The following is a 13,590-nucleotide window of genomic DNA, read 5'->3' on the forward strand; positions in this document are numbered from 1 at the left end:
TCGCGGTCAGCCGGGGAACGGCACGGCCTGCAACAACGCAGCGACCACATCGTCGGCGCCCTTGCCTTCGGCCTCGGCGGCGAAGGACAACAGCAGGCGGTGGCGCATCACCGGCGCGGCCAGCGCCTGCACGTCATCGCGGGTCGCGGCAAAGCGGCCCTGCAGCAGCGCACGGGCCTTGGCAGCCAGCACCAGCGACTGGCCGGCACGCGGCCCGGCACCCCATTTGATCCACTGGTTCACCGCCGCCGGTGCTGCCGCGCCCGGGCGGCTGGCGCGGACCAGCCGGGTGATCCAGGCCAGCACGTCGTCGCTGACGTGCACTTGGCGCACCGCGTCCTGCAGCGCGATCACCGCCTCGGCATCCATCACCTTCGGCACACTGCCGCTGCTGCTGCCGGTGGTCTGGCGCAGGATGTCCTGTTCTTCCTGTTCGCTGGGGTAATCCACCCGCACATGCAGCAGGAAGCGATCCAGCTGGGCCTCCGGCAGCGGGTAGGTACCGGCCTGTTCGATCGGGTTCTGGGTGGCCAGCACGAAGAACGGCTGCGGCAGCGTGTAGGTCGTTCCGGCGTAGCTGACGGTGCGCTCCTGCATGGCCTCCAGCAACGCGGCCTGGGTCTTCGGCGGCGTCCGGTTCAGTTCGTCGGCCAGCAGCAGGTTGGTGAAGATGGGGCCTTTCTGGAAGCGGAAATGGCGGTGGCCGGTGCCATGGTCTTCTTCCAGCAGCTCGGTGCCCAGGATGTCGCTGGGCATCAGGTCCGGGGTGAACTGCACGCGGCGGAACTGCAGCTCCAGTGCTTGCCCCAGCGAACGTACCAGCAGGGTCTTGCCCAGCCCGGGCGCGCCTTCCAGCAGGCAGTGGCCACCGGCCAGCAGGCCGATCAGCAGCTGCTCCACCACCTCGTGCTGGCCGACCACGGCCTGGGCGAGCGCATCGCGCAGCTGTTGCAGGCGCGGCAGCAGGGAATCAAGGTCAGGGGCGGTCATGGTCAAGCCTGTCAGGTGGGGGGATACGCCGGGCAGCGCCCGGCCATGCTCAGTTGTTCAACGCATACATCACGATGTTGACGCCGAAGCGGGTGTTGTCTTCGGCCAGGAAACGTTTGTTGCGCCAGTCGTAGTCCCACTCGCAACCGTAATCCTTGTTGCTGTAGAGCACGCCGAGGCGACCGTCCACTTCGATGCCCTTGAGGTAGTCGTGCACCAGGTCGTCGCCCCAGCCATTCAACTCGAAACCGGTGGCCGGCGGGCCCTCCGGGAAGCTGAAGAAACTGCGGTACAGCGCGTGGTTGTTGGGCAGCTTCTTCAACGCCGAAGCGCCAAACAGCCTGGCCATCTGCGCTTCGAAGGACTTGGCGAACAGACCGTCGATGTCGTGGTTGCAGTCATCCACGAACACGAAGCCCCCGTTGCGTACGTAGCGTACGAAGTTCTCGCGCTCGGCGGCATTGAACTCCACCAGCTTGTGGCCGGCGAGGTAGCAGAACGGTGCCTGCAGCATGCGTGGGTCGGACAGGTCCAGCACGTGTTCCTTCGGGTCCACGCGCAGGCTGGTGTAATCGATCAGCGAGGTGATCAGGTTGGACGGCATCCGCGCATCCACGTCCCAGTCGCCGGAATCGTATTTCAGCCGGGTGAACCAGAAATCGTAGCGCCCCGCCTGGGCACGGGCGACGCCCGGCAGCGCCGCCAACGCGGCGCCACCGAGCATCGCACGCAGGAACTGCGCGCGGTTCACGCCGTCCCTGCAGACGGCCAGCGGCCGTCGCTACCGATCCAGTGCGGCATCAGACCGCGTCGGACAACGAAGTGAAGGTGAAATCGCGCAGGCGCATCGGCGGGATCATCATCACGAAGCTGGACTCATCCCCGGCCACGCGCACCGGCTTGCCCAGTTCATCGATGTTGTTGAGCATGATCACCGGCGATTCGTTGAAGCGGAAATTCTTCACCGGATGCTTGATCTGCCCGTTCTCGATGTAGAACGTGCCGTCGCGGGTCAGGCCGGTCAGCAGCACGGTCTGCGGATCGACCATGCGGATGTACCAGGTGCGGGTGACCAGGATGCCCCTCTGGGTCCCGCGCACCAGGTCGGCCGTGCTCTTGTCGCCGCCGCTCATCAGCAGGTTGCCCGGCCGCGCGTTGGCGGTCTTGCCCTGCTTCTGTGCCCAGAAACGCGAGTAGTCGAGGTTGGCGATCTTGCCGTTCTCGATGATGGCGACCTTGTCGCGCGGCATGCCGTTGTCATCCCACGGCAGCACCGGGGCTTCGGGGTGCCACGGATCGGCGTGCAGGTTGACCCGCGGGTCGTACACCTGCTCGCCCAGCTTGTTGCCACCGCCCTTCTTGGACAGGAAGCTGCGGCCTTCATCGGCAGAGCGCGCGTCGAAGAAGCGCATCATGAAGCTGATCAGTCCGGCGGCGGCGGCCGGTTCCAGGATGACCGTGTACTTGCCCGGCTCCAGCGCCTTGGCTTCGGCCGATTCGGTGGCCTTGCGCATGGCGATGCGCACGTCCTGGTCGGCCTTGAAGTCCGCTGCATCCTTCAGGTTGCGACCGACCCAGCCGGAACCGCGGCCGTCTTCGGTGCGCACCGTGCAGGTGTAGTCGAAGCTGCTGGTGCGCTGGTAGCCGAAGTTGCCGTTGCTGTTGGCGGTGGCGACGAAGCCGTGGCCGTCTTCCAGGAAGCCGGCCGCGATCACGCCGGCCTGGCGGCACGGCAGGATCGAATCAGCGGCGACCTTGGCGCGGAATGCCGGATCGATGGCGCCGGTGGATTCGCTGAAGGTCGGGGTCGGGCGATAGGCCTGCTTGCCGATGGCCGGGATGAACTCCGGGTTCTCCGGCGCAAGCCGCGCCAGGTCTTCGGCACGGCGCACCACGCGTTCCAGCGCGGCATCGTCGAACTCGTTGATCGAAGCGGTGCCGACGCGCTTGCCGAAGGCCACTTCCACGGCCAGCGAGGCATCACTGACGATGCCACTGGTGGAGATGTTGTTCAGCGCGAAACGGATGTTACCGTTGATGGACCCGGCCAGGGTCGCGGTGCACTCGTCGGCCTTGGACAGGGCGATGACCTTGTCGAGGATGGCCTTGGCCTGCTGTTCGGTGAAGATGCTCATGGGTTTCGGGCTCCAGACCGGTCAGCCGAGGCTGCGTGCGGTGTTGATGACGTTGATGCCATTGAAACGGGCGGTGGACGAACCGTGCGAGACCGCCGAGACCTGGCCCGGCTGGCCCTTGCCATCGAAGAACGAGCCACCCAGGCGGTAGTCGCGCTCGTCGGCGACGGCGCTGCAGGCATTCCAGAACTCCGGCGTGCGGATCTGGTAGGCCACGTCCTCCAGCATGCCGGTGATCTTGCCGTTCTTGATCTCGTAGAACAGCTGGCCACCGAACTGCGCGTTGTAGCGTTGCTGGTCGATCGAGAACGAGCCGTCACCGATGATGTAGATGCCGTTCTCCACGTCCTTGATCAGCTCATCCACGCTGAGCTTCTGCTTGCCCGGCGCCATGGACACGTTGGCCATGCGCTGGAACTGCACGCTGGACCACGAATCGGCGTAGCAGCAGCCATCGGATTCGGTCTTGCCGAGGATGTGGGCCTGGTCGCGGATGGTCTGGTAGTCCACCAGCTTGCCGTCGCTGATCAGGTCCCAGCGCTTGCACTTCACGCCTTCGTCGTCGTACGCCACCGCACCCAGGCTGCCTTCCTGGGTCTTGTCGGCGAAGATGTTGACCAGCTCGCTGCCGTACTGGAAGCGCTGTTCGCGCTTGTCCAGCGTGGCGAAGCTGGTGCCGGCGTAGTTGGCTTCGTAGCCGAGCACGCGATCCAGTTCCAGCGGATGGCCGACCGACTCGTGGATGGTCAGCCAGGTGTGCGAAGGATCCAGCACCAGGTCGTACTTGCCGGGCTTCACCGAGGGCGCCTTGAGCTTCTCGCGCGCCTGCTTGGCCGAGGCGATGGCGTCTTCCTTCATGTCGTAGGACGTGGAGTAGTTGACCACGCCGTTGGGGGTGACCACCTTGCCGGCGGCCGACCCGTCCAGGTATTCGTAGCCCATGCCCATCGGCGCGGACAGGCCTTCGCGGGTACGGAACTTGCCGCTTTCCTTGTCGATGGCGGTGATCGTCATCGGCACCCAGATGCGGTGCACGTCCTGGTCGATGTAGGACCCATCGGTGGAGGCGAAGTACTTCTGTTCGTTGACCAGGAACATCATCGAATTGACGAAGCTGGCGCCGGCGTTGATCGCCGCCGCATTGACGTCCAGCAGCAGGTCGACCTTGTCCTTGATCGGCACTTCCATGGAGTTGCGGCGTACCGGCGTGCGCCAGCTCACCTCGCCCACGCCGGGGGCGGCAGCCAGCTGCACCGGCGCGGTCTGGATGCCGGCGTTGGCGCGTGCGATGCCCGCCGCCTGCTGCGCCGCCTTGGCGATGTCCGCACTGGCCAGCTGGTTGGTGGCCGCAAAGCCCCAGGCCCCGTTGACCAGCACGCGGATGCCCACGCCGGTGGACTCGGTGTTGACCACGTTCTGCACTTTGTCTTCGCGGGTGATCACGAACTGCCGCAGGTAGCGGCCGATGCGCACGTCGCAGTAGGTGGCGCCGGCACTGCGCGCGGCCTGCAGGGCGACATCGGCCAGGCGCTTCTTCAAGGCCGGGTCGAGCACGGTCTGCAGTTGTTCGGCGGCGATGGCCTTGCCGAAGAAGGAGGGCACCAGCAGCCCGCCCGCGGTAAGCCCGGTGAGGGCGAGGAAGTCACGTCGTTGCAAGGCTGCTCTCCACGTGTGGATGTTGGACAGGACTCATGCGCCCAGACTGCGCGCGGTGTTGATGATGTTGATGCCGTTGAAACGGGTGGTGGACGAACCGTGGGATACCGCGGAAACCTGCGAGGGCTGGCCCTTGCCGTCGAAGAACGAGCCGCCGAGGCGGAAATCGCGCTCGTCGCAGATCGCCGAACAGGCATTCCAGAACTCCGGCGTGCGGATCTGGTAGGCCGCGTCCTCGACCATGCCGGTGATGCGTCCGTCCTTGATCTGGTAGCAGAGCTGGGCGCCGAACTGCGCGTTGTAGCGCTGCTGGTCGATGGAATACGAGCCGCGGCCGTGGAAATACAGGCCGTTCTCCACGTCCTTGACCATCTCCGCCACGCTCAGCGGCGCCTTGCCCGGCGCCAGCGAGACGTTGGCCATGCGCTGGAACTGCACGCTGGACCAGGAATCAGCGTAGCTGCAGCCATGCGATGCGTCGCGGCCGAGGATGTGCGCTTCATCGCGGGTGGCCTGGTAGTCGACCAGGATGCCGTCGCGGACCAGGTCCCAGCGCTGGGTCTTGACCCCTTCGTCGTCGTAGCCGACCGCGCCGAGGCTGCCCGGCTGGGTCTTGTCGGCGGTGAAGTTGACGATGTCGCTGCCCCAGCGGAAGCCGGCATCGCGCTTGTCCAGCGTGGCGAAGCTGGTGCCGGCGTAGTTCGCCTCGTAACCCAGCACGCGGTCCAGTTCCAGCGGGTGGCCGACATTCTCGTGGATGGTCAGGAACAGGTTCGACGGGTCCAGCACCACGTCGTACTTGCCGGCCTTGACCGAAGGCGCGGTGAGCTTTTCACGGGCCTGGCGCGCGGCGGCCAGCGCGTCTTCGCGTGGGTCGTAGGACTGGCCGTAGCCGACCACCCCACCCGGCAGTTCGAAGCGCCCGCTGCGGTCACCGTCGAGGAACTCGTAGCCCATGCCCATCGGCGCGGACAGGCCATTGCGGGTGCGGAACCGGCCGCTGGCCTTGTCCACCGCGGTGGCAGTGAAGGGCAGCCAGATGCGGTGCACGTCCTGGTCGATCCAGGAACCATCGCTGGAAGCGAAGTACTTCTGTTCGTTGACCAGGAACAGGGTGGAATTGAAGTAGTCCGCGCCGGCGCCGAGCGCGGCGGCGTTGATGTCCAGCAGCAGGCCGACCTTGTCCTGCACCGGCACCGCCATCGCGTTCTTCTTCAGCGGCGTGCGCCAGCTGACTTCGCCCACGCCGGGCGTGGCGGCCAGCTGAACGCGGCGGGTCTGCACCTTCGCGTTGGCACGGGCGATGGCCAGCGCCTGCGCCACCGCCTGCACGACCTGTTCCGGCGTGCGCTGGTGGGTGGCGGCGAAACCCCAGGCGCCGTCGACGATCACCCGCACGCCGACGCCGGCCGATTCACTGTTGGTGACGTTCTCCACATTGAGTTCGCGGGTGATGATGCCTTGGCTCAAGTAACGGCCGATGCGCACGTCGCAGTAGCTGGCACCGGCGCCGCGTGCGGCCTGCAGCGCGGCATCGGCCAAGCGCTTGCCGAGCGCCGGGTCACCGGGTTCGAGCAGCTGCTCGGCGGCGATCAATCGCCCATGCGGCAGCATCAGGCCGGCCAGGCCTGCGCCGGTGAAGGCCAGGAAATCACGACGTCGCACTGCCACCACCCCACGTGCACTCAGTTGACACCCGACTTTCGCCAGCGCCATGCAATGGCACAAGTGACTGCAGTCATGGTCGTGTCACAGGCACAATGGCGTTCTGCCACTTTCGTCACGAACCATGACCGAAAAGCCGTATTCCCTTGCCTGCGAGCGCAACCGCGATCCGATCGCCGCCGCGCTGGACCCGTTCATGGCCGATCGCCGCTGCGTGCTGGAGATCGGCAGTGGCACCGGCCAGCATGCCGCGTACTTCGCCCAGCGCTGGCCCTGGCTGCAGTGGCAGCCCAGCGACCACCCGGACCACCTGGCGGGGATCCGCGCGTGGCGGGACGATGCCGGGCTGGCCAACCTGCAGCCACCGTTCGCCCTGCAGGCCGAGCTGCCGCCGGCGCCGCCGCTGGCCGTGCCGGCCGGGACCGCGCGCTTCGATGCGGCGTTCAGTGCCAATACCCTTCACATCATGGGGTGGGACCACGTACAGGCGCTGTTTGCCGGCCTGCCATCCCTGCTGGAAGGCGACGCGCTGCTGGCGGTGTATGGCCCCTTCAACCACGGCGGTCGCTTCACCAGTGACAGCAACGCCCAGTTCGATGGCTGGCTGAAGGCGCGTGATCCGCGCAGCGGCATCCGCGATGGTGAGGCGGTGCAGGCGCTGGCGGTGGCACAGGGGTTCGTCGCGCTGGCCGATCTGCCGATGCCGGCCAACAACCGGTTGCTGCTATGGCGGATGGGGTGATCAGGCGTCGGGGCTGACCTTGAACTTCGCCAGCAGGCGTGCGCTCGCGAGGTGGAGTTCCTGGACAAGCCGATCCACAACAGCATGCCCCGGGCCCTCGGCTCTCAGTTGCAGGTTGACCTCGTGGGCTTCCCCGGGGAGCCTGGCGGCCATGGTTGCGAGCATGTGCAGCGTTGCCGCAGGATCCAGATTCATCGACACCGCCGTACTTTGCCAATCCTGCAGGCGGATATCCCACCACCGGTAATGGCTTCCGATCTTCATGGCCATCTTGATCTTTCGTTGCTGGAGCCCGGGATAGGGGAGCGCGCTGGAGATATCGTAGAGAGGCGCCAACCGGACGTTGCCATCGGCGCCGAACAGCACGGAATAGTTCTTGGCGTGCGCGTCCGTGCCGCCGATGAGATAGTTGAAGACGAGCGCCCGCATCAGCGCATCAACGTCAGCCTGCGGTTGCGAAGAGTGCTTCCACAATACACCTGCAATCTCGGCCGGCCCCGGCCCGCCATGGCTCTGGTATTTCAGGTGCGGGGTGATCGCCAGTGATTGGCAGAAATCTTCCTGATGGACACGTAGCCACCTGTCCTGCCCAAGGACGCGGTCGTAGCGTTCCACCGAGATGGCTGATTCGGTGCCCGCCGTGACCTTCTCGACATGTGCGGCAGCGAGGCCGAAATGACGGGCCAGGCGCAAGCAGAAGATCTCATTCTCCACAAAGCCGTCGTAGTCGCCACTCGGCGGCTTGAGGATGTGGGTTGTCGGCACGCGACCGCTGGGAATGGCCCAGCCACCGTCCGCGCGCTGCATCAGCGCGATCTTGGATTGGGCACCAGCGAGGCTGAACTGCCCTACCTCGTCTGAGATCATGCCGACGCCGCGCGTCTTCCTGAGGGCGGACAGACGCGCCGAGAGTTCGGCATCGGAAAGGTCGACGACCGCATCATCAGTTCCACTCTGGATGGCAACCAGGCGATCGTCGCGTACGAACTGTACCGCTCCCGCACAGTCCTCCCCGACATGGGCGAGAAGCGCGGCTGGATTTCTCGGCGACACCTGGAAGTAGGATCCCCAGCGTTGAAGCAGATCTTCGTTGTCAGGCAACAGGCCCCACAGGAACGCAGAAACATCTTCATGCGCGAATCGGGTGCCGAGCAGCGGCAGACTCAGGGAGAGCGGGTACGCCCCCGGAGTATCGAGCCATCCCCTGTCGTACTGGAAGGTCGGATGCCCATGCGCATCGGTACTCAATGTTCCGGCGACGACGCCGGAAAGAAGGACATTCAGTGCCACGCTATTCTCCGCGGTGTCTTACTTTGGCGAAGGCTTCGCCGGCGTGGTTTTCGCCAGCCATCCGTTGACCAGATCGGTCACGCTTCTCTCTGCGGGGGCATCGGTGCCGTCGACACGGTAGGTGGCAGAGGGTGCACGCACGCTCGCACCCCGTGTCGTTCCTTGTTCCGGTCCTGATCCACGAGCAGTGGTGCCCATTACCCTCGCCGCAGGCTGGACCCTGCGCCGGGAAATGATCTGATCGATGTCCGGCAACTGCAGGACGGCACCCGACGAGCGCTGGACGGATCCGGATTCCGCGTCAGACGATGCCGCATCGAGCTGCAGGCCAAGGACGTTGAGTGTCCTGAGCACCAGATTGAGTGCTGCGGCCGGTTTGCCTTTTTCGATCTCGATGATCCAGCGCCTGCTGACCCCCACCCGATGAGCCAGCGTCGCCTGATCCCATGACAACGCCTTGCGACGTTGCCGGATCAGGTGCCCGAGATCATCAGGGGTGCGGACAATCGCCATGACGCAAAGGTAAGCGAAAGCTCACATTTTGTAAAAGTGATTGTTCGTTCACTTTCTACGAATGTAATTGATCGTACACATTGAGGCAGGTGTCCCCAAGTCTGCTTCAAGCCACCTGAACGATATGCAGCGCCCGCGGGTTGTTCCACTGTGCCAGCAAGGTCGCCTCGCGTGCCTTGGCCCTCTCCAGGTGCGCTTCCTTGACGTGGCCGTAGCCGCGGATGTGCTCGGGAATGCTGGCGATCTCCACCGCCAGCGCAAGCCGGTGGTCATCCAGGCCGTCCAGCAGCAGTTGCACGGTGGCCTCGTAATCGGCGATCAACCGGCGTTCGCCGACGCGCTCGGCGGTGCGGCCGAACGGGTCCAGGCGGCCGCCGCGCAGGAACTTCAGCTTGGCCAGCACGCCGAACGCCTTCAGCATCCACGGGCCGTATTCCTTCTTGATCAGGCGACCCTGCGCATCCTTTTTCGCGAACAGCGGCGGGGCCAGATGGAAGCGCAGCTGGTAATCGCCTTCGAACTGCTGCTGCAGGCGGCGCTGGAAATCGCCGCTGGTATACAGCCGCGCCACTTCGTACTCGTCCTTGTAGGCCATCAGCTTGAACAGGTAGCGGGCCACGGTTTCGGTCAGCGCGGTGGAGCCGCCCAGCGTGTCCTGTTCGCTTTTGCGCACGCGATCGACCAGGCTGCGGTAGCGGTCTGCATAGGCCTGGTCCTGGTAGGCGACCAGGAACGCGGCGCGGCGCGTGATCATCTCGTCCAGCGAACGCGACAAGCGGGCATCGTCGAGCGGCAGGAACGCCACGTCATCGCCGGCGTGCCCGGGCAGGCCACGCAGCTCGCGTTCGTCACTGCTGTTGCGCGGTGCGGTGGTGGCGCCCCATTCGGTGCTTTCCCATTCGCCCGGCGGCAACGCGTGCAACGGACCCGGCGTGGTTTCGGCCGAGGTGTGGCCGTTGCGGACCAGGCCTGCGGCCTGCTGCACAGCGTGCGGGTCGACCGCGGCCAGGCGGCCCCAGGCAAAGGCTTGCTGGTTCATCGCCACGGCCGCGCCGTTGAGCTCAATGGCGCGCATCAGCGCATCGAAGGACAGCGGCACCAGGCCCTGCTGCCACGCGTAGCCCAGGATGAACAGGTTGGCGGCGATCGCATCGCCCAGCAGCGCGGTGGCCAGCTGGGTGGCGTCCAGCAGCAGCGGCGATTCGCCGCCCAGCGCCACGCGGATGCCGGCCACGATGTCGGCGGCGGGGAACTGCATGTCCGGCCGGGTGGTGAAGCTGCCCGGCATCGCTTCATAGGTGTTGAGCACCACCTGGGTGCGACCGGCGCGCACTTTGGACAGCGCCCAGTAATCGTTGACCACCACCATGTCGCAGCCCAGCACCAGGTCGGCTTCGCCGGCGGCGATGCGCACGGCATGGATGTCGGCCGGGGTGCGTGCAATGCGGATGTGGGTGGTGACCGCACCGCCCTTCTGCGCCAGGCCGGTCTGGTCCAGCACCGAAGAGCCCTTGCCCTCCAGGTGCCCGGCCATGCCCAGCAGCGCGCCGATGGTCACCACGCCGGTACCCCCGACGCCGGTGATCAGGATGTTCCAGGGCTGTTCCAGCGCGGTCCGCAGCGGAGGTGCCGGCAGGTTGTCCAGCAGGGGGGACGCATCGCGCTTGCTGCCCTTGCGCGGCTTGCCGCCGTGCACGGTGACGAAGCTCGGGCAGAAGCCGGTGGTGCAGGAATAATCCTTGTTGCAGTTGGACTGGTCGATATCGCGCTTGCGCCCGAACTCGGTCTCCTTCGGCAGCACCGATACGCAGAAACTCTTCTTGCCACAGTCGCCGCAGCCTTCGCACACCAGCGAGTTGATCACCACCCGCTTGGCCGGGTCTTCCAGCTTGCCGCGCTTGCGCCGGCGGCGCTTTTCGGTCGCGCAGGTCTGCTCGTAGACCAGGATCGAAACGCCCTTCACCTCGCGCAGCTGCTTCTGCACCGCATCCAGCGCGCTGCGGTCATGGAAGGCCACGCCGTCCGGGAACTGGTCGCGCTGCCGGGTCCATTTGTCGATGGTGTCCGACAGCACCACGATGGTCTGGATGCCTTCGGCGCGCATCTGCCGGGCGATGTCCGGCACGCTGAGCGGGCCGTCCACCGGCTGCCCGCCGGTCATCGCCACCGCGTCGTTGTAGAGGATCTTGTAGGTGATGTTGACCCCGGCGGCGACTGATTGGCGGATCGCCAGCGAGCCACTGTGGAAGTACGTGCCATCGCCCAGGTTCTGGAACACGTGCGGGGTGTCGGTGAAGGCGGCCTGGCCGGCCCAGGTCACCCCTTCGCCCCCCATGTGGGTGAAGGTGTCGGTGCTGCGGTCCATCCAGGTCACCATGTAATGGCAACCGATGCCGCCCAGCGCGCGCGAGCCTTCCGGCACGGTGGTGGAGGTGTTGTGCGGGCAGCCGGAGCAGTAATGCGGCACGCGCGGGAAGTTTGCGCGCGGCAGCGCAAGCTCCGCTTCCTTTTCCTGCATCCACTGCAGGCGCTGCTCGATGGACTCGTTGTTGAAGAATTTCTGGATGCGCCGGCCGATCACCCCGGCGATGGTGGCCGGGGTCAGCTCGCCGGTGGACGGCAGGATCCACTCGCCTTCCTCGTCGTACTTGCCGACGATGGATGGCCGCGGGCCCCAGCTGGCCGGCCAGTTGAAGAACTGCTCCTTCATCTGGCGCTCGATGAAGGCACGCTTCTCTTCCACCACGATGATGTCTTCCAGCCCCTGCGCGAAGCGGGCGATGCCCTGCGGTTCCAGCGGCCAGGTCATGCCGACCTTGTACACGCGGATGCCGATATCGGCGCAGGCCGCCTCGTCCAGGCCCAGGTATTCCAGCGCCTGCAACACGTCCAGGTAGCTCTTGCCGGTGGTGACGATGCCCAGCCGCGCGCGCGGTGAATCCAGCACGGTGCGGTCGATGCCGTTGGCACGCGCGAATGCCTGCGCGGCCTTGACCGCATAGCGGTGCAGGCGCATTTCCTGGTCCAGCGGCGGGTCCGGCCAGCGGATGTTGAGGCCACCGGCCGGCATCTCGAAGTCTTCGGGCAGCACGATGCGCCGTGCCAGCGGGTCCACGTCCACCGATGCCGACGATTCCACCGTCTCGGCGATGGTCTTGAAGCCGATCCAGCGCCCGGTGTAGCGGCTCATCGCCCACCCCAGCACGCCCATGTCCAGGATGTCCTGCACACCGGCCGGGTTCAGCACCGGCATCATCGCGCTGACGAACTCGTCCTCGCTTCCATGCGGCAGGGTGGAACTGCGGCAGGCATGGTCATCGGCGGCCAGCGCCAGCACGCCGCCCAGGCGCGAGGTGCCGGCTGCGTTCGCATGCTTGAAGACGTCGCCACAGCGGTCCACGCCCGGCCCCTTGCCGTACCACATGCCGAACACGCCCTGCATCTTGGCACCCGGGAACAGGTTGGTCTGCTGCGTGCCCCACACCATGGTCGCGCCGAGATCCTCGTTCAGGCCGGGGGTGAACTTCACCCTGGCCGCCTCCAGATGTTGGCGCGCGCGCCACAGTTCCAGGTCGAAGCCGCCCAGCGGGCTGCCACGGTAGCCGCTGATGAAGCCCGCACTGTCGATGCCGGCGGCGGCATCGCGCAGCCGCTGCATCAGCGGCAGCCGGACCAGCGCCTGCACGCCGCTCAGGTAGATCCGCCCGGTTTCGCGCGCGTACTTGTGGTCGAGCGTGTAGTCGCGGTCGAGCTGGTCGGCGGAATCGGGAGAGGTGAGCTGGGCGGTACTGGTCATGGCTGGCCTGGTTCGGATCGGCTGGCGCCGGCCGCGCTGGCGCAGGACCGGAGGGCGCGGATTGTAACAGTGGCCCCGTCGTCGGCCGGTACTCGCTTCTGGTACCGCACTGCGGTTAGGATCAGGAAGTGGGAGGTTGTTGTTTCAACCTGGGGAAAAATCGATGTCACTTGTTAGACAGTTCCTTGCCAGCCTGGTGCTGGTGTCGGGGACAGCCGCTGCATGGGCTGCCCCCCTCCTGCCTGCGCCGCAGGAGTTCTATTTCGATCCTGATCCCGCTGCCGTTCCGGTGGTGGTGGTCCAGGCCGAGGGCGATGAGCTGGTCAGCCAGCTGCTGCGCCAGCGCGAACGCGGGCGCAAGTCGCTCGAGGCGACCGTGCAGCTGGCCGGTGTGGCCATCGCGCAGGGGCGCACCGAACTTGGCCAGCAGCTCTACACCGAAGCGCTGCAGGCCACTGCGGCCAATTCGCCGTCGGGCCGGATGGTGCGCTGGAGCCATGGCTGGGACCTGTTCCGCCAGGGCCAGGCTGAGGCGGCGCTGGAGCAGTGGCATGCCGCCGCCAGCGCATTGCGCGGCAACCCATCGTGGATCCCGCCGACCTACGCACTGGCCCTGTGGGAGCTCGGGCAGAAGGAGGAAGCGGTCAAGTGGTATGCCGCCGCCGTCCGCACCGAACCCGGCCAGTGGAGCACGTCGACGAACTACCCGAACCTGTTGCCGACCTGGCGCGACAGCGAGCGCGCCACGCTGGCGCAGGTACAGCAGGCCTGGGCCGCGCAGCCACCGAAGTGGCCGTGAGCGG

At 66.2% G+C, this 13,590-nt stretch carries 10 protein-coding genes; 2 read left to right on the top strand and 8 right to left on the bottom strand.

From position 1 onward, the window contains the following. Window positions 1–6 precede the first annotated feature (6 nt). From ABE522_RS02970 to ABE522_RS02990, 5 genes are all read right to left on the bottom strand, one after another. Entirely contained in the window at window positions 7–990 is a 984-nt protein-coding gene (locus ABE522_RS02970; RefSeq protein WP_346590404.1) for an AAA family ATPase, read from the bottom strand. Between the two features lie 49 nt (window positions 991–1,039). Continuing rightward, entirely contained in the window at window positions 1,040–1,714 is a 675-nt protein-coding gene (locus ABE522_RS02975; protein WP_346590438.1) for a DUF4159 domain-containing protein, read from the bottom strand. 76 nt (window positions 1,715–1,790) lie between these two features. Continuing rightward, window positions 1,791–3,125 carry a TldD/PmbA family protein gene (locus tag ABE522_RS02980; protein WP_346590405.1) on the bottom strand — a complete coding sequence of 445 codons (1,335 nt, stop codon included), beginning with the start codon at window positions 3,123–3,125 and terminating at the stop codon, window positions 1,791–1,793. 21 nt (window positions 3,126–3,146) lie between these two features. After that, window positions 3,147–4,781: a TldD/PmbA family protein gene (locus ABE522_RS02985; protein ID WP_346590406.1), complete on the bottom strand. Its 1,635-nt coding sequence runs from the start codon at window positions 4,779–4,781 to the stop codon at window positions 3,147–3,149. 33 nt (window positions 4,782–4,814) lie between these two features. Next, window positions 4,815–6,446: a TldD/PmbA family protein gene (locus ABE522_RS02990; RefSeq protein WP_346590439.1), complete on the bottom strand. Its 1,632-nt coding sequence runs from the start codon at window positions 6,444–6,446 to the stop codon at window positions 4,815–4,817. Between the two features lie 124 nt (window positions 6,447–6,570). Between ABE522_RS02990 and ABE522_RS02995 the strand changes: the two genes are divergently transcribed. Then, entirely contained in the window at window positions 6,571–7,188 is a 618-nt protein-coding gene (locus ABE522_RS02995) for a DUF938 domain-containing protein (protein WP_346590407.1), read from the top strand. On the opposite strand, the gene ABE522_RS03000 is transcribed toward ABE522_RS02995, so the two are convergent. From ABE522_RS03000 to ABE522_RS03010, 3 genes are all read right to left on the bottom strand, one after another. After that, a complete protein-coding gene (locus tag ABE522_RS03000; RefSeq protein ID WP_346590408.1) occupies window positions 7,189–8,478 on the bottom strand; it encodes a type II toxin-antitoxin system HipA family toxin in 1,290 nt (429 codons plus the stop codon). It lies immediately after the preceding gene. An 18-nt stretch (window positions 8,479–8,496) separates the two neighbouring features. Next, on the bottom strand, window positions 8,497–8,991 hold the full coding sequence (locus tag ABE522_RS03005; RefSeq protein ID WP_346590409.1) for a helix-turn-helix transcriptional regulator: 495 nt from the start codon (window positions 8,989–8,991) through the stop codon (window positions 8,497–8,499). A gap of 106 nt (window positions 8,992–9,097) precedes the next feature. Then, complete coding sequence (locus ABE522_RS03010; RefSeq protein ID WP_346590410.1) at window positions 9,098–12,787, bottom strand: indolepyruvate ferredoxin oxidoreductase family protein; 3,690 nt, start codon at window positions 12,785–12,787, stop codon at window positions 9,098–9,100. Between the two features lie 163 nt (window positions 12,788–12,950). Between ABE522_RS03010 and ABE522_RS03015 the strand changes: the two genes are divergently transcribed. Then, window positions 12,951–13,586 (top strand): tetratricopeptide repeat protein, encoded by a 636-nt coding sequence (locus ABE522_RS03015; protein WP_346590411.1) that lies wholly within the window; start codon window positions 12,951–12,953, stop codon window positions 13,584–13,586. The last annotated feature ends 4 nt before the right edge of the window (window positions 13,587–13,590 follow it).

It is taken from the genome of Stenotrophomonas lacuserhaii (assembly GCF_039674585.1).
GTDB lineage: Bacteria > Pseudomonadota > Gammaproteobacteria > Xanthomonadales > Xanthomonadaceae > Stenotrophomonas > Stenotrophomonas pennii_A.